This window comes from Streptomyces sp. NRRL S-337 (genome assembly GCF_000720175.1).
Lineage (GTDB): Bacteria > Actinomycetota > Actinomycetes > Streptomycetales > Streptomycetaceae > Streptomyces > Streptomyces siderophoricus.
Genome location: NZ_JOIX01000034.1, coordinates 45,318 through 60,947 on the forward strand (window position 1 = coordinate 45,318; position 15,630 = coordinate 60,947).

Below are 15,630 nucleotides of genomic sequence, written 5' to 3' on the forward strand. Positions count from 1 at the left end.
GGCATAGGCCGGTGGTCTTAACCACCGCCTTCCGCTTCCTTAAGGCCGCCATAATTCCCCCAACGTCCGTACGGATCCCGGCATTTGTCCGTTTCGCTGTCGCTAGCGTGCGGGGCACACCGACTTCCCCCGGTGCACCCCCAGCCACACCCCCCACGTGACGACAGGCAGGACCCGATGAGTTCCTCCGCACACCGCCGGCGCAAGAGCCGCACCACCCAGCTGATCCTCACCGGCACGGCCGCCGCGGTCGCGGCCGGCGGCGCGTTCGCCGTCGCCGGCGCAGCGCTCGCCGCCAAGGCCCCGCGCCCCACCGGCAGCAAGGCCGCGGCCGGCTTCGCCCCGTACGTCGACACCTCCCTGACGCCCGCCTACGACCTGGCCGGCACCGCGCAGAAGACCGGCGTGAAGAACTTCAACCTGGCCTTCATCACCTCCGGCGGCGGGTGTACGCCGAAGTGGGGCGGCTCGGTGGACCTCGGCGGCGACCCGGTGGCGAAGCAGATACCCGCGCTGCGCAAGGCCGGCGGCGACGTCCGGGTCTCCTTCGGCGGCGCCAACGGCTCCGAGCTCGGCGTCGCCTGCACCTCCGCCGACCAGCTGGCCGCCGCGTACGGCAAGGTCATCGACCGGTTCAAGCTCACCCGGGTCGACTTCGACATCGAGGGCGGCGCGCTGGCCGACACGGCCGCCAACACCCGCCGCGCCCAGGCCGTCGCCCGCCTCCAGAAGAGCCACCCGGGCCTGGACGTCTCCTTCACCCTGCCGGTCATGCCCGAGGGCCTGACCCAGGACGGCGTGAACCTGGTCGCCGACGCCAAGAAGAACGGCGTGAAGATCTCCGCCGTCAACATCATGGCGATGGACTACGGCTCCTCCTACAACGGCGACATGGGCACCTACGCCACCCAGGCCGCCACCGCCACCCAGGGCCAGCTCAAGAAGGCCCTCGGCCTCGGCGACGCGGCCGCCTGGAAGACCGTCGCGGTGACCCCGATGATCGGCGTCAACGACGTCCAGAGCGAGGTCTTCAAGACCGACGACGCCACCCAGCTGGTGACGTTCGCCAAGAGCAAGCACCTGGCCTGGCTGTCGATGTGGTCCGCGACCCGCGACAAGGCCTGCGAGGGCGGCGGATCGAACTCCGCCCAGCCGACCTGCAGCTCCATCGCACAGCGCCCGCTGGACTTCACCAAGGCCTTCGGCGCCTACACCGGCTGACCCCCACCGGCGGTCCGGCCCCCCCGACAGACCCGGACCGCCGCCCTTCGGGGGTGTCTCCTTGATCCCGCCGGGCTGACGGAGGAGACACCTCTCACACGGGGCGCAGCGGGCCTCCCCCCACCCGCTGCGCCCCGCCCCGTACCGCGTCCCGGAAGGCGATCGGGGTGCAGCCCGTCCGGCGCTGGAAGAACTTGCTGAAGTTCGTGGCGTCGGCGAAGCCCAGCCGGTCCGCGATCCGGGCCGCGGACCGGTCGCCGTGCGCCAGCAGCCGCTTGGCCTCCAGCACCACCCGACGGTCGATGAACTCCTTCGCCCCGACCCCGGCGGTGGCCTCGGTGGCCCGGGACAGGGTGCGCGGTGCGTACCCCAGCGCCCGGGCGTAGTCGGCGACCCGGCGGCTGCGGGTGAACCCCCGCTCCACCGCGTCCCGGAACCGCAGATACGTCTCGCCCGCCGGGCAGCTCCCCGCGTCCCCGGCCGCCCCGTCCGGGTGCGCGGCCCGCAGCACCAGTACGGCCAGCAGATGCCGCAGCACCTCCAGATGGACCTCCAGCGGCAGCCCGCCCAGCTCCCCGAACTCCTGGTGCAGCTGGCTCACCGCCTCGGTCACCCTGCGCGCCGCCGCGCCCCGCGGATGCCGTACGGGCGGCCCGTACCAGTCCTCGATCCGGGCCGCGGCCGCGGTCGCCGGGTCCAGGAAGCCCGCCTCGAAGAGCACCAGCCGCCCCTCCGCGCCCGTGAGATCGCCGAAGTGCTGCACCTGCCCGGGGCGGGACCACAGCAGATCACCCGGGGCCAGTACGTGCTCGCGGAAGTCGACGCTGTGCACCAGCCGGCCGCGGTCGAGCAGCAGCAGGTGGTGGAAGCCGGGCCGGTGCGGGGTGGACAGCCGGCAGGCGTCCGCCCGCTCCCGCAGCTCGGCGAGGGTCAGCACCTCCACGCCCGACGGCCGCCCGGCCGGCGCGGAGAACGCCACCTCCCGGATCTCCGGAACCGGCTCCCCGCCCCCCTGTCGCTTTCTGACCATGCCCGGTCCCTTCGCTACCCCGGAATCCCCCGCTGATGGCCCTAGCGTAGGAGAGGTCAGCGAGACGCTGACGGAAAACGTCAAGTCCGTACCGCGGACCCACCGGCCGCACCGGCCCCCGTACGACCGGCCCACCCCCGGTCCACCGCACAGCTGGGAGATCCACCATGTCCACGATCGCTCTCTACGGCGCCACCGGCACGATCGGCAGCCGCGTCCTCGACGAGGCGCTGCGCCGCGGCCACCAGGTCACCGCGGTCGTCCGCGATCCGGCGAAGCTCACCACGAGCCACCCGGCCCTGACAGTGACCACCGGGGACGTCCTCGACCCGGCCTCCGTCGCCGCGGTCGCCGAGGGCAAGGACGTCGTGGTCAGCGCGGTCGGCGGCGGCGACGGCCCGGGCCACCTCGCCACGATCGAACCCGCCGCCGAGTCCCTCGTCGCCGGCCTGCGCACCCTCGGCGCGGCGGCGCCCCGGTTGATCGCGGTCGGCGGCGCCGGCTCGCTCCGCACGCCGGACGGCAAGCAGGTCTGGGACGCCGAGGGCCTGCCGGAGTTCCTGCTCCAGATCATGCACGCGCACGGCGACGCGCTGGACCTCTACCGCTCGGTCTCCGACGTGCGCTGGACCAACCTCAGCCCGGCCGCCACCATCGCGCCCGGCGAGCGCACCGGCACCTACCGCACCGCCACCGACGACCTGATCACCGACGCCGGGGGTGACAGCCGGATCTCCGCCGAGGACTACGCGGTCGCCCTCGTCGACGAGATCGAGCGGCCCCGGCACATCGGCGAGCGCTTCACCGTCGGCTACTGAGCGGCCCGCCGCTTCGGCCCCGGGCAACACGAAGGCCCCCGACCAGAGGTCGGGGGCCTTTCAGTGGGGTGAGTAACGGGACTTGAACCCGCGACATCCTGGACCACAACCAGGTGCTCTACCAGCTGAGCTATACCCACCATGACCGGTGCTGTGTGGTTCTTTTTCCCCACCGGCTGAGAAAAAGTGTACAGGGTCCGGAGGGGTGCTCGCGCCCAGGTTTCCGGCCGGGGGAGCGTGGGCGTGTCTTCCGGGTCACCGCGGCTGCGGCGACGACCCGGAAGACGGCCCGGGGTGTGTCACGACGACGGCGCGGACTGCGGCGTCACCGGCGGCGCGGACTCCGGCGTGACCGGCGGCGCGGACGCCGGTGCCGGCTCGGCCGGCAGCACGTGCTTGGCGGCGATGGCCTTCGCGGTGTCCGAGTCGGGACCGGGCTGCGGCACGAAGACCGCCTCCCGGTAGTAGCGCAGCTCCGCGATGGATTCACGGATGTCCGCCAGCGCCCGGTGGTTGCCGTTCTTGTCCGGACTGTTGAAGTAGGCCCGCGGGAACCAGCGCCGGGCCAGCTCCTTCACGGACGACACATCGACGATCCGGTAGTGGAGATGGCTCTCCAGCGCCGGCATGTCGCGCAGCAGGAAGCCACGGTCGGTGCCGACGGAATTGCCGCACAGCGGCGCCTTCCCCGGCTCCGGCACGTGCTGCCTGATGTACGCCAGCACCTGCGCCTCGGCCGCCTCCAGCGTCGTTCCGCCGTCCAGCTCCGCCAGCAGCCCGGAGGCGGTGTGCATCTGGCGCACCACCTCCGGCATGGTGCGCAGCGCCTCGGCCGGGGGGCGGATCACCACATCCACCCCGTCGCCCAGCACATTCAGCTCCGAGTCGGTGACCAGTGCGGCCACCTCGATGAGCGCGTCGTTCGCCAGCGAGAGACCGGTCATCTCGCAGTCGATCCACACCATGCGATCGTTCATACATCTCACCCTACGGGGCGCTCGCGCTGTCCGGGGAGCACGGGGCGGCCCGCAGCCCGGCCGACCGCGGTCTCCGGCATCCGGGGGGCGTACGCGTCCGAGGTCGGTTTGGCCGCCTCGGCCGCCTCCGCCAGGCCGTGACCGGCCAGCGCGGTCGCGGAGAACCCCGCGCCCGCCCCCAGCGCCGCCCGCTCGCGCTCCGGCCGCTCGGCCCGCTCGGCCCGCTCGGGTCTGAGCGCGGGCTCGGGCGCACCGTTCTGCGGCCGGCGTGCGCGGTAGGCCGCGCGGTAGGCGGCCGGCGAGGCCCCCAGCTGGCGCCGGAAGTGGCCGCGCAGTGCGACCGGCGACCGGAACCCGCAGCGGCCGGCGACCTCGTCCACCGAATAGTCGGAGGTCTCCAGCAGCCGCTGGGCCTGCAGCACCCGCTGGGTGATCAGCCACTGCAGCGGCGCGCTCCCGGTGAGGGAACGGAACCGCCGGTCGAAGGTGCGCCGGCTCATGTACGCGCGCGCGGCGAGCGTCTCCACGTCGAACTGTTCGTGGAGGTGCTCCAGCGCCCAGGCGACGACCTCGGCGAGCGGGTCGGCGCCGATCTCCTCCGGTAATGACCTGTCCAGGTAGCGCTGGTGGCCGAGGTCGGAGGCGGTGCGCCGGGGCGGCACCACCAGCCGGCGGGCCAGTGCGTTCGCGGCGTCCGCGCCGTGGTCGGTGCGCACGATGTGCAGGCACAGGTCGATGCCGGCAGCGGTGCCCGCGGAGGTCAGCACGTCGCCGTCATCGACGAACAGCTCCCGCGGGTCCACGTGGACGGACGGATAACGCTTGGCGAGCGTCGGCGCGTACATCCAGTGGGTCGTGGCCGGTCGGCCGTCGAGCAGTCCGGCCGCGGCGAGGACGAACGCCCCCGTGCACAGCCCGACGATCCTGGCCCCTTCTTCGTGCGCCCGGCGCAGCGCGTCGAGCGCGGCGGGCGGCGGGGCCTGGGTGATGGAACGCCAGGCCGGTACGACGACCGTCCCGGCACGGGAGATCGCCTCCAGCCCGTAGGGGGCGGACAGCTCCAGCCCCCCGGTCGTGCGCAAAGGCGCATCTTCGCCAGCGCACACAAGCAGCCGGTACCTCGGAACCCCGGCGTCCTGTCGGTCGATGCCGAAGACCGAGAGCGGAATGGAGCTCTCGAAAATAGGGCCGCCGCTGAAGAGGAGCACCGCGACTATTTCGCGGCGCCGTCGGGCGGCGAGCTTGCGTGCGGCATCTGGTACGGCAGCGGAGTCCTGGCTCATGGCACTTAAGCCCCCCTCGGTCGTCTCGCCCTCTCGGTACTGCACAGTTCCCCCGCCGTCACTACCAAGATCGAATCTACTGTGTCCCGTGAGGATGGAGTGCCAAGTTCACCACCCGCTGGTATGTCGATATGGCAACTTGGCGCGAAGCATTCGATCACGAAGCGTTCCACTCGTCGGCCCTGCAAGGGAAGTACGCGTCTCGGCTCTGCCCGTTCGCAGGAGGACACAACCATGCCCAGCGGTCCTTTCCGCCCTGCTCACACCGGGGTTGGGGGGTGCCGGGGGCAAGGCGGGGGCCCCGTCCGGAAGTTGGCTGAAAACGGTCGTGCGCGGACTTGCGGACGCCTCAGTCGACCGGCGTACGCCGTTCGACGTGCCGCCCGCCCCTGCGCGCCCGCGCCCCAGAACGTCCGCTTCTGTCCCGTTGTCGTCCGGCGGCGCGCCTGCGGAGTCCGGCCGCGGTCCGTTCGGACCGCCGCAGCAGCGCGCGGCAGGCACAGGTCACCGCGGCCAGACCGGCGGCGGTGCCGGCCGCGCCGGCCCACGAGGCGCCGCTGATGATCAGTACGAAGGGGACCAGGGCGCAGCTGAACGCGCCCCAGCGCACGACGTCGCTCACTGGGTCGGGTGATCTGTCGGGCGGCAACGGCACCTCGTGCTCCCCTCGGGCGGGCTGCTACTACAACGTCACCGACGATCTTGGGTCACCGCGAGGGGTACGTACGGGGGCAGGACGGGGCATTGCCATCCGCGCCACGCTCCGGCATGCTCCGGGGAACGTTCGAGGCCCCCGTCCACCTCGTCCGGGCACCCGGTGCCCGCGGCGGGCTCTGGGCAGCGGGGGAGTGGCGCCGTACTCTTGGGGTATCGGCTTGGGAAGATGATTCCCAGTCGTATCGTTCCTCTTTGAACTATGGCTCCCGAGCCTCGATCGAGCCAGCTCAGTCAACTGCCGGATCAAGTCAATCGCCGTTCCCCGTTCGCCCCTCCGCAAGAGGACGTCCTCGCCGAGACACCAATGGCCGGTCACGAAATCCCCGAACCCGCGGACCGCAAGCAGGTCGCCGATCCGATGGCGGACCTGGAAGCGGCGGAAAAGACGCGCCACTCCTGCGATCCGGCATTCCGGCACGGCGTCGTGGTCGGCTTCGACGGCTCCATGTCGAGCGAACGCGCGTTGGCGTATGCAATCGGTATCGCGCGGCGGCACAGCGCCGGATTGATCATCGTCCACGTCGCCAACCGGCTCCCGACGACGGTCTGGGCGGGCTGCGAGCCCCCGGTCTTCGTCGACGTACCGGACCACCGCACCGAGGTGCTCGGGCTGGAGCTGGCCTGCGCGGACCACCTCTCCGAGGTGCCCTGGATCCTGGTCGAGCGCGGCGGGGACATCTGCCACGAGCTGGAGGAGGTCGGCCGGGAGTACGAGGCCGACGCGATCGTGGTCGGCTCGACGCACGGCATCGTCGGCCGGATCTTCGGCTCGGTCGCGGGACGGCTGGCCCGCCGGGCGCAGCGCCCGGTCATCGTGATCCCCTGACGGATCGCTTCTTCTCCCGTTCTCCCGCGCCCAGTTGAGGACGCGTCAAGAACGGCCCCGGTCGGCGTCCTTCTCATCTCTTGTGCAGCGAAAGAGGTGGATTGTGCGCCAAAGAAGGGTAGAAAACGGTCACGTGGGCGCGCCGCACACGGGCCCGGCGGCCGCGCGCACGGCAACTGCGTGCTGCCGGCCGGGAGGTGACGGTTCCCAGGCGGTGGCATCCCGCCGGCGTTTTGGGCGACGCCGGCACAGGGGAGGCGGCGGCGTCGCGCGCGTAATGGTGGCACGCGCGCGACGCGGTCGCTTTGTGCGCCCAAGTCGGCGCCGCTCCCGCGGAGGTGGTTGCTCGCCGCGGGGGTTGTGCAATTGTCGCTTCGGTGGAACGGGCGGTGACTACTCGACCGTGACGGACTTGGCGAGGTTGCGGGGCTTGTCGATGTCCCGGCCGAGGGCCAACGCCGTGTGGTAGGCGAGCAGTTGGAGCGGGATACCCATCAGGATCGGGTCCAGCTCGGGCTCGTTCTTCGGCACGATGATGGTGTCGTCGGCCTTCTCCTGGTCCTGGTGCGCGACGGCCAGGATGCGGCCGCTGCGGGCCTTGATCTCCTCCAGGGCGGCGCGGTTCTTCTCCAGCAGGTCGTCGTCCGGGACGATCGCGACGGTCGGCATGGCGGGCTCGATGAGGGCCAGCGGGCCGTGCTTGAGCTCGGAGGCCGGGTACGCCTCGGCGTGGATGTAGGAGACCTCCTTGAGCTTCAGGGACGCCTCACGGGCCACCGGGTAGCCGCGGACCCGGCCGATGAACATCATCGACTTGGCGTCCGCGTAGCGCGCCGCCAGCTTCTTGATCTCGTCCTCGCCCTTGAGGATCTCGTCGATCTGGCCGGGCAGCTTGCGCAGGCCGTCGATGATCCGCTTGCCGTCCGCGACGGACAGGTCGCGGATGCGGCCGAGGTGCAGGGCGAGCAGCGCGAAGGAGACCACCATGTTGGTGAAGCACTTGGTGGACACCACGCAGACCTCCGGGCCGGCGTGGACGTAGATGCCGCCGTCGGTCTCCCGGGCGATCGCCGAGCCGACCACGTTCACCAGGCCGAGCACCCGCGCGCCCTTGCGCTTGAGCTCCTGGACGGCCGCCAGCACGTCGTAGGTCTCACCGGACTGGGAGACCGCGACGTAGAGCGTGTCGGGGTCCACGACCGGGTCGCGGTAGCGGAACTCGGAGGCCGGCTCGGCGTCCGAGGGGATGCGGGCCAGCTCCTCGATCATCTGCGCGCCGATCTGGCCGGCGTGGTACGAGGTGCCGCAGCCGAGGATCTTGACCCGGCGGATGGTGCGGGCCTCCCGGGCGTCGAGGTTGAGGCCGCCGAGGTGCACGGTGGAGAACCGGTCGTCGATCCGGCCGCGCAGCGCGCGGTCCACCGCGTCCGCCTGCTCGGAGATCTCCTTGTGCATGTAGGTGTCGTGGGCGCCCATGTCGTACGACTCGGCCGCGTACTCGACCGTCTCCGGGGCGCTGGTGGTCCGTGAGCCCTCGGTGGTGTACGTGCGGTAGTCGTCGGCCTTCAGGGTGGCCATCTCGCCGTCGTCGAGCGTGACGACCTGGCGGGTGTGCGAGACCAGCGCGGCGACGTCGGACGAGACGAACATCTCGTGCTCGCCGATGCCGAGCACGACCGGGGAGCCGTTGCGGGCGACCACGATCCGGTCGGTGAAGTCGGAGTGCAGCACGGCGATGCCGTAGGTGCCCTCGATGTGCCGCAGCGCCTCGCGGACCTTCTCCTCCAGCGTCTCGGCCTGGGAGCGGCCGATGAGGTGCGCGAGGACCTCGGTGTCGGTCTCGGAGGCGAAGGTGACGCCGTCGGCGGTCAGCCGGGTGCGCAGCTCGGCGGCGTTGTCGATGATGCCGTTGTGGACGACGGCGACCTTGCCCTCGGTGTCCAGGTGCGGGTGGGCGTTGTCGTCGGTGGGCGCGCCGTGGGTGGCCCAGCGGGTGTGCGCGATGCCGGTGGTGCCGGCGAACCGCTTCGGCAGCCGGGCCTCCAGGTCCCGGACCCGGCCCTTGGCCTTGGCGGTCTTCAGACCCGCGGACTTGCCGGTGCCGCTCGCGTGGAGGGCGATGCCGGCCGAGTCGTAACCGCGGTACTCCAGGCGGGCCAGGCCCTCCAGGAGCAGCGGAGCAACATCACGTTTGCCGATATATCCGACGATCCCGCACATACAGTGACCCTCCGAGAAAGACGTGTGTCGGTTGTGGTGTGCCCGGTGTCCGCCGGGCGCCGGCCGTGGACCGGTCAGCCGTAGACGAGGCGGCGCAGCTGGCGGGCGGAGAGATCGGGCGGGGCCACGGCGCGGTGCGGCATCTCGTGGCGGATCCGTTCGAAGATCTCCTCGTTCCGCAGCCCCTGGGACTGCAGCTCCCGATGGCGCCGGCGGACGAACTCCTCCGTCGTCTCGTCGAAGTACGCCAGCACGTCCAGCACCACCCGGGTGGCCTCACCGCGCTGCAGCGGTGTGCTGCGCACCAGGTGGTCCACCAGGTCTTCGTGTGGCGCATCCGCGCGGTTCCGGCGTTCGAGCACCCGTAGATACTGCGGGGAGCCGCCAGGATTCGCAAGAAATCTGCCCGATATCGGGCAGGTACCCGGTTTGGGTGCGGGAAAGTGGTCTACACCTTGACCCCGTTCCAGGCTCGCGGTACGCATGGTCACCGCTCGGTCGCTCCATGCCATGACATGCCCGACGCTCGCCGAAGGGACCGTCGATGAGACGACGCAGACTACTGGGCTCGCTGCTGCTGACCGTGGCGGCGGCACTGGGGACCGCCGCCGCACCGCCGCCCACCGCCCGGGCCGCCACCCCCACCGTCCCCCTCGACCACGTCGTGCCCGCCCCGGCGGCGGTGCACGAGGGCGGCACCCCGTACACGATCGGCGCCGGCACCCGCATCCGGGTGCCCGGCGGCTCCGGCGACGCACGGCGGATCGCCGGCTATCTGGCGGGCCTGCTGCGCCCCTCCACCGGCTACGCCCTGCCGGTCACCACCAAGGGCGGCGACGGCATCGTGCTGCGGCTCGGCGGCCGGGGCACCGCGGATCTCGGCGCGGAGGGCTACCGGCTGCGCGTGGACGGCCGCGCGGTGACCATCGGCGCCCGCCGGCCCGCCGGCCTCTTCCACGGCGTCCAGACGCTCCGCCAGCTGCTGCCGCCGGCCGCCGGGGAGCACCGCGAGCGGGCCGGGGCCGGCGTGCCCCCCGGCGGTGGCTGGCGGATCGGCGGCGGCACCATCGCCGACACCCCGCGCTACGGCTACCGCGGCGCGATGCTCGACGTGTCCCGGCACTTCTTCACCGTCGACCAGGTGAAGCGCTACATCGACCAGCTGGCGATGTACAAGATCAACAAGCTGCATCTGCACCTCTCCGACGACCAGGGCTGGCGGATCGCCATCCGCTCCTGGCCGCGGCTGGCGACCTACGGCGGCTCCACCCAGGTCGGCGGCGGCAAGGGCGGCTACTACAGCCAGGACGACTACCGCGAGATCGTGAGCTACGCCGCCGACCGCTACCTGACCGTCGTCCCCGAGATCGACATGCCGGGCCACACCAACGCCGCGCTGGCCTCCTACGCCGACCTCAACTGCAACGGCGTCGCGCCGCCCCTCTACACCGGCACCCACGTCGGTTTCAGCTCGCTGTGCGTCCCCAAGAAGGTGACCTACGACTTCGTCGACGACGTCGTGCGCGAGATCGCCCGGCTCACCCCGGGCCCGTACCTCCACATCGGCGGCGACGAGGCGCACTCCACCGGCCACGCGGACTACGTCGCCTTCATGGACAAGGTGCAGCCGGTGGTCGCCAAGTACGGCAAGACCGTGATCGGCTGGCACCAGCTGACCGGCGCGCACCCGGCGAAGGGCGCCCTCGCCCAGTACTGGGGCTACGACGCCACCGGCGCGGCCGAGCGGCAGCAGGTCACCGACGCGGCCCGGAACGGCACCGGGCTGATCCTCTCGCCCGCCGACCGCGCCTACCTCGACATGAAGTACGACAAGGACACCCCGCTCGGCCTGAACTGGGCCGGCTACGTGGGCGTCCGGCGGGCGTACGACTGGGACCCGGGGAGCTACCTCCAGGGCGCGCCCGGCGAGGCGATCCGGGGCGTCGAGGCGCCGCTGTGGTCCGAGACCCTCTCCACCTCCGCCCACATCGAGTACATGGCCTTCCCGCGGCTGCCCGGCATCGCCGAGCTCGGCTGGTCCCCGCGCGCGAGCCACGACTGGGGCTCCTACAAGCTCCGGCTGGCCGCCCAGGGCCCCCGCTGGGACGCGCTGGGCATCCACTACTACCGCTCACCGGAAGTCCCTTGGCCGGCGGGTTGAAGGCGCGCGGCATGGCGTAACGGTGCGGGCCAGGACGTAACGGTGCGCGGCACGCCGCGTAACGGTGCGCGGCACGAAGTGTGGGGCGCTACGTGCGCTACATGCGCCATCTGTGCCAGGTGCGCCACAACGGAGGTGGGCCCCGGAATTCCGCCGGAGCCCACCCCGTTGTGGCCCACAGGGGGCGCTCGCACCCCCTACGGGATCTGTTCGACCGCCCCCAAAGGGATCAGAACTCAGAACCCCAGCTCCCGCGCGATCAGCATCCGCTGCACCTCGCTGGTGCCCTCGCCGATCTCCAGGATCTTGGCGTCCCGCCACATGCGGGCCACCGGGTACTCGTTCATGAAGCCGTACCCGCCGTGGATCTGGGTGGCCTCGCGGGCGTTGTCCACCGCGATCTCGGAGGAGTACAGCTTCGCGAGCGCCGCCTCCTTCTTGAACGGCTCGCCGTGCACCAGCCGGGAGGCGGCGTCCCGCCACGCCAGCCGGGCGGTGTGCGCCCGCATCTCCATGTCGGCGAGCTTGAACTGGATCGCCTGGTTGGCGCCGATCGGCTTGCCGAAGGCGTGACGTTCCTTCGCGTACCTCACCGACTCGTCCACACAGCCCTGCGCCAGGCCGGTGGCCAGCGCCGCGATGGCGATCCGGCCCTCGTCGAGGATCCGCAGGAACTGGGCGTAGCCACGGCCCTCCTCGCCCAGCAGGTTGCCGGCCGGCACCCGGACGTCCGAGAAGGACAGCTCCCGGGTGTCCGAGGCGTTCCAGCCGACCTTGGAGTACGGGGCGGCGACCGTGAAGCCGGGGGTGCCGGACGGCACGATGATCGAGGAGATCTCCGGGGAGCCGTCGGCCTTGCGGCCGGTGACCGCGGTGACCGTGACCAGGCCGGTGATGTCCGTACCGGAGTTGGTGATGAAGCACTTGCTGCCGTTGATCACCCACTCCTCGCCGTCCCGCACCGCGGTCGTGCGGGTCGCGCCGGCGTCCGAGCCGCCGTCCGGCTCGGTCAGGCCGAACGCGCCGAGCATCTCCCCGCTGCACAGCTTGGGCAGCCACTCGCGCTTCTGCTCCTCGGTGCCGAAGCGGTAGAGGGGCATGGCGCCCAGCGAGACGCCCGCCTCCAGGGTGATCGCCACCGAGGAGTCGACCCGGGCCAGCTCCTCCAGGGCGATGCCGAGGGCGAGGTAGTCGCCGCCCATCCCGCCGTACTCCTCGGGGAACGGCAGGCCGAACAGGCCCATCCGGCCCATCTCCTGCACGATCTCGTACGGGAACGCATGCTGCTCGTAGTACTCGCCGATCTTCGGGGCGACGACGTCATGCGCGAACGCCTCGACCGTACGCCGGAGTTCCTCCAGCTCTTCGGGCAGACGGTGGTCCAGTGACATGGTGGTCACTCCTTGTGGGAGAGGGCACGCAGGGTGCGCGAGGGGCTCGGGCGGCCCAGGACATCGGCCATCCACACGCTCGTGGCGGTGAGCCGGTCGAGATCGACGCCGGTGTCGATACCGAGGCCGTGCAGCATCCACACGAGGTCCTCGGTGGCGAGGTTGCCGGTGGCGCTCTTGGCGTACGGGCAGCCGCCGAGGCCGCCCGCCGACGCGTCGACGGTGGTGACGCCGTGCTGGAGCGCGGCGAGGGTGTTGGCGAGTGCCTGCCCGTAGGTGTCGTGGAAGTGCACGCCCAGCTTCGGGGTGGGTACGCCCGCCTCGTTCAGGGCGGCGAGGAGGTGCTGGACGTGGCCGGGGGTGGCCACGCCGATGGTGTCGCCGAGGCTCAGCTCGTCGCAGCCCATGTCGAGCAGCGCCCGGCACACCCGGACCGTCTGCGCAACCGGCACCGGGCCCTCCCAGGGGTCGCCGAAGCACATCGACAGATAGCCGCGGACGTGCACCCCGGCCTCCTTGGCGCGGGCGACGACCGGGGCGAACATCGCCAGCGACTCGTCGACCGTGCGGTTGAGGTTGGCCTTGGCGAACGACTCGGTGGCGCTGCCGATCACCGCGATCCGGCGCGCGCCCAGTGCCAGCGCCCGGTCCAGGCCGCGGTCGTTGGGCACCAGGACGGGCAGCCGGTGCGGGTCGAGGTCGCCCAGCAGCGGGAACAGCCGCTCGGCGTCGGCGAGTTGGGGCACCCACTTGGGGTGCACGAAGCTGGTCGCCTCCACCACCGGCAGGCCCGCGTCGACGAGCCGGTGGACGAACTCGGCCTTGATCTCCGTGGGCACGACGGTCTGCTCGTTCTGCAGGCCGTCGCGCGCGCCGACCTCATGGATGCGCACGCGGGCGGGCAGGCCCTCCGCGGCGACCTCCATCGGCAGTCCGGTGACGGTCATGACGCCACCTCCGCGTCCGCGCCGTCGGCGCCGCCCGAGCCGTCGGTACCGTCGGTGCCGTCCGCGTCGTCGGTGCTGTCCAGGGGGGCGATCACGGCCAGCACCTGGTCCATGGCGACGGTCGAGCCGACCGTCACGTCCAGTTCGGTCACCGTCCCGGCGTGCGGGGCGGAGATCACGTGTTCCATCTTCATCGCCTCCACCACCAGCAGGCCCTGGCCCGCGGTGACCTCGTCGCCGACCGCGACCTTGACGACCGTGACGGTGCCCGGCATCGGGGCGGCCAGGGTGTCCGCGCCGTGCGCCCCGGCGGCGCCGCGCAGTGCGGCCGCCACCGGGTCGTGGTCGGCCACCTGCCAGGCGTCGCCGTCCCTGCCGAGCCAGTCGCCGCTGCGGTGGAAGGTGTGCACCAGCCCGTCGACGGTGATCCGGACGCGGTCCGGCGCGACCTCGGCGGTGTCCTCCGGGCCGCCGGGCAGGACCTCGCGGACCACCGGGTCGTGGCCCGGCACCCGCAGCCAGTGGCGCACCGGGGCGGGCCGGCCGCCGAGCCGGAAGCCGCTGGGTGCGGCGAACGGGTCGCGCCAGCCGGCCGCGTCCACCGCCGGTGCGAGGGCGGCCTGCCGCACTGCCGCGGCCGCCGCGTACACCTCGTCCGGGACGCCCGCCTCGACCAGGCCGGCCGCCTCCCGCTCCACCAGCCCGGTGTCCAGCTCGCCGGAGACCACGTCGGGGTGGGCCAGCAGCCGCCGCAGGAACCCGGCGTTGGTCGTCACGCCGAGGGTGACGGTGTCGGCCAGCGCGGCCCGCAGCCGGCGCAGTGCGCTCGCCCGGTCCGGGCCGTGCGCGATGACCTTGGCGAGCATCGGGTCGTACCGGCTGCCGACCTCGCCGCCCTCGGTGAGGCCGGAGTCGGTGCGCACCCCGTCCCCGTCGACCTCGTGGAGCGAACGGACCGTGCCGCCGGTCGGCAGGAAGTCGCGGGACGGGTCCTCGGCGCAGAGCCGGGCCTCGACCGCGTGCCCGGTGAGCGTGATGTCGTCCTGGGCGTAGGGGAGGTGCTCGCCGGCGGCGATCCGCAGCTGCCACTCCACCAGGTCCAGGCCGGTGACGAGCTCGGTGACCGGGTGCTCCACCTGGAGGCGGGTGTTCATCTCCATGAAGTAGTACGCCGAGGGGTCCTTGCCCGGGACGATGAATTCGACGGTGCCGGCGCCGCGGTAGCCGCAGGAGCGGGCCGCCTGCACGGCCGCCTCGCCCATCGCGGCCCGGGTCGCCTCGTCCAGCAGGACCGACGGGGCCTCCTCGATGATCTTCTGGTGGCGCCGCTGGAGGGAGCACTCGCGCTCGCCGAGGTGGAGGACGGTGCCGTGGCCGTCGGCCAGGACCTGGATCTCGATGTGCCGGGGCCGGTCGATCCAGCGCTCGACGAGGAGGGTGTCGTCGCCGAAGGAGGAGCTGGCCTCGCGGCGGGCGGCGGCGATCTCCTCGGCGAGCAGCGCCTCCTCGCGGACCAGCCGCATGCCCTTGCCGCCGCCGCCCGCGGACGGCTTGAGCAGGACGGGCATGCCGATCTCCCGTGCCGCGGCGGCCAGTTGGGCGTTGTCCAGGCCGCTGCCGGAGGAGCCGGGGACGACCGGGACGCCGGCCGTGCGGACCGTCTCCTTGGCGCGGATCTTGTCGCCCATCAGCTCGATGGCGTCGGCCGGCGGGCCGATGAAGACCAGGCCCGCCTCGGTGCAGGCCCGGGCGAAGGCGGCGTTCTCGGCGAGGAAGCCGTAGCCGGGGTGGACCGCCTGGGCGCCGGTGCGGGCGGCGGCGTCCAGCAGCCGCTCGACGGACAGATAACTCTCGGCGGCCGGGGCCGGGCCGATCCGTACGGCCGTGTCGGCCTCGCGGACGTGCCGGGCCCCGGCGTCCGCGTCGCTGAAGACGGCGATGGAGCGGATGCCGAGCGTGCGGAGCGTGCGGATGACGCGGACCGCGATCTCGCCGCGGTTGGCGATCAGGACGCTGTCGAACATGGTCGTGGGCATTCC

General features: G+C 72.2%; 12 protein-coding genes, 1 tRNA gene and 1 pseudogene. 4 read left to right on the plus strand and 10 right to left on the minus strand.

Features of this window, described 5'->3' with window-relative positions:
* Positions 1-327 precede the first annotated feature (327 nt).
* Positions 328-1,221 (plus strand): annotated as a pseudogene (locus IG62_RS0123305) (chitinase); the annotation flags it as partial.
* Between the two features lie 94 nt (positions 1,222-1,315).
* On the opposite strand, the gene IG62_RS0123310 reads toward IG62_RS0123305, so the two are convergent.
* Positions 1,316-2,251 carry a helix-turn-helix domain-containing protein gene (locus tag IG62_RS0123310; protein WP_037839083.1) on the minus strand — a complete coding sequence of 312 codons (936 nt, stop codon included), beginning with the start codon at positions 2,249-2,251 and terminating at the stop codon, positions 1,316-1,318.
* 167 nt (positions 2,252-2,418) lie between these two features.
* Here IG62_RS0123310 and IG62_RS0123315 point away from each other — a divergent pair, with 167 nt between their 5' ends.
* Positions 2,419-3,069, plus strand: coding sequence for an NAD(P)-dependent oxidoreductase (locus tag IG62_RS0123315; RefSeq protein WP_030806526.1), 651 nt, complete (start codon positions 2,419-2,421; stop codon positions 3,067-3,069).
* Between the two features lie 64 nt (positions 3,070-3,133).
* On the opposite strand, the gene IG62_RS0123320 is transcribed toward IG62_RS0123315, so the two are convergent.
* From IG62_RS0123320 to IG62_RS0123335, 4 genes are all read right to left on the minus strand, one after another.
* Positions 3,134-3,209, minus strand: a tRNA-His gene (locus tag IG62_RS0123320).
* A gap of 159 nt (positions 3,210-3,368) precedes the next feature.
* On the minus strand, positions 3,369-4,046 hold the full coding sequence (gene orn, locus IG62_RS0123325) for an oligoribonuclease (RefSeq protein ID WP_051798459.1): 678 nt from the start codon (positions 4,044-4,046) through the stop codon (positions 3,369-3,371).
* A 5-nt stretch (positions 4,047-4,051) separates the two neighbouring features.
* Positions 4,052-5,329: a helix-turn-helix domain-containing protein gene (locus tag IG62_RS0123330; protein WP_030806532.1), complete on the minus strand. Its 1,278-nt coding sequence runs from the start codon at positions 5,327-5,329 to the stop codon at positions 4,052-4,054.
* A gap of 349 nt (positions 5,330-5,678) precedes the next feature.
* On the minus strand, positions 5,679-5,951 hold the full coding sequence (locus tag IG62_RS0123335; protein ID WP_078872181.1) for a hypothetical protein: 273 nt from the start codon (positions 5,949-5,951) through the stop codon (positions 5,679-5,681).
* Positions 5,952-6,350: 399 nt separating this feature from the next.
* Between IG62_RS0123335 and IG62_RS0123340 the strand changes: the two genes are divergently transcribed.
* Entirely contained in the window at positions 6,351-6,872 is a 522-nt protein-coding gene (locus tag IG62_RS0123340) for a universal stress protein (protein WP_030414048.1), read from the plus strand.
* 393 nt (positions 6,873-7,265) lie between these two features.
* Here the strand turns inward: IG62_RS0123340 and glmS are convergent, their stop codons facing one another.
* Both glmS and IG62_RS0123350 read right to left on the minus strand, forming a co-directional pair.
* Positions 7,266-9,092 (minus strand): glutamine--fructose-6-phosphate transaminase (isomerizing), encoded by a 1,827-nt coding sequence (glmS, locus tag IG62_RS0123345; RefSeq protein ID WP_030806537.1) that lies wholly within the window; start codon positions 9,090-9,092, stop codon positions 7,266-7,268.
* Positions 9,093-9,166: 74 nt separating this feature from the next.
* Entirely contained in the window at positions 9,167-9,454 is a 288-nt protein-coding gene (locus IG62_RS0123350; protein ID WP_030806539.1) for a hypothetical protein, read from the minus strand.
* Between the two features lie 182 nt (positions 9,455-9,636).
* Between IG62_RS0123350 and IG62_RS0123355 the strand changes: the two genes are divergently transcribed.
* The gene (locus IG62_RS0123355; protein ID WP_030806542.1) at positions 9,637-11,253 is read left to right on the plus strand and encodes a beta-N-acetylhexosaminidase; all 1,617 of its coding nucleotides are present in this window, start codon (positions 9,637-9,639) and stop codon (positions 11,251-11,253) included.
* Between the two features lie 236 nt (positions 11,254-11,489).
* Here the strand turns inward: IG62_RS0123355 and IG62_RS0123360 are convergent, their stop codons facing one another.
* From IG62_RS0123360 to IG62_RS0123370, 3 genes are read right to left on the minus strand one after another with little or no spacing between them, the layout of a single operon-like run.
* Entirely contained in the window at positions 11,490-12,644 is a 1,155-nt protein-coding gene (locus tag IG62_RS0123360; protein ID WP_030806544.1) for an acyl-CoA dehydrogenase family protein, read from the minus strand.
* A gap of 5 nt (positions 12,645-12,649) precedes the next feature.
* Positions 12,650-13,591, minus strand: a complete 942-nt coding sequence (locus IG62_RS0123365) for a hydroxymethylglutaryl-CoA lyase (protein ID WP_030806547.1) — start codon at positions 13,589-13,591, stop codon at positions 12,650-12,652.
* Positions 13,588-15,627, minus strand: a complete 2,040-nt coding sequence (locus IG62_RS0123370; RefSeq protein ID WP_078872182.1) for a biotin carboxylase N-terminal domain-containing protein — start codon at positions 15,625-15,627, stop codon at positions 13,588-13,590. Before IG62_RS0123370 ends, IG62_RS0123365 begins: the two co-directional genes overlap by 4 nt.
* Between the last annotated feature and the right edge of the window lie 3 nt (positions 15,628-15,630).

Bases quoted from the DNA above. Each gene is read 5' to 3' on its own strand.
- IG62_RS0123310 (WP_037839083.1), bottom strand. From the start codon at position 2,251: ATGGTCAGAAAGCGACAGGGGGGCGGGGAGCCGGTTCCGGAGATCCGG.
- IG62_RS0123315 (WP_030806526.1), top strand. From the start codon at position 2,419: ATGTCCACGATCGCTCTCTACGGCGCCACCGGCACGATCGGCAGCCGC.
- orn (WP_051798459.1), bottom strand. From the start codon at position 4,046: ATGAACGATCGCATGGTGTGGATCGACTGCGAGATGACCGGTCTCTCG.
- IG62_RS0123330 (WP_030806532.1), bottom strand. From the start codon at position 5,329: ATGAGCCAGGACTCCGCTGCCGTACCAGATGCCGCACGCAAGCTCGCC.
- IG62_RS0123340 (WP_030414048.1), top strand. From the start codon at position 6,351: ATGGCCGGTCACGAAATCCCCGAACCCGCGGACCGCAAGCAGGTCGCC.
- glmS (WP_030806537.1), bottom strand. From the start codon at position 9,092: ATGTGCGGGATCGTCGGATATATCGGCAAACGTGATGTTGCTCCGCTG.
- IG62_RS0123355 (WP_030806542.1), top strand. From the start codon at position 9,637: ATGAGACGACGCAGACTACTGGGCTCGCTGCTGCTGACCGTGGCGGCG.
- IG62_RS0123360 (WP_030806544.1), bottom strand. From the start codon at position 12,644: ATGTCACTGGACCACCGTCTGCCCGAAGAGCTGGAGGAACTCCGGCGT.
- IG62_RS0123365 (WP_030806547.1), bottom strand. From the start codon at position 13,591: ATGACCGTCACCGGACTGCCGATGGAGGTCGCCGCGGAGGGCCTGCCC.
- IG62_RS0123370 (WP_078872182.1), bottom strand. From the start codon at position 15,627: ATGCCCACGACCATGTTCGACAGCGTCCTGATCGCCAACCGCGGCGAG.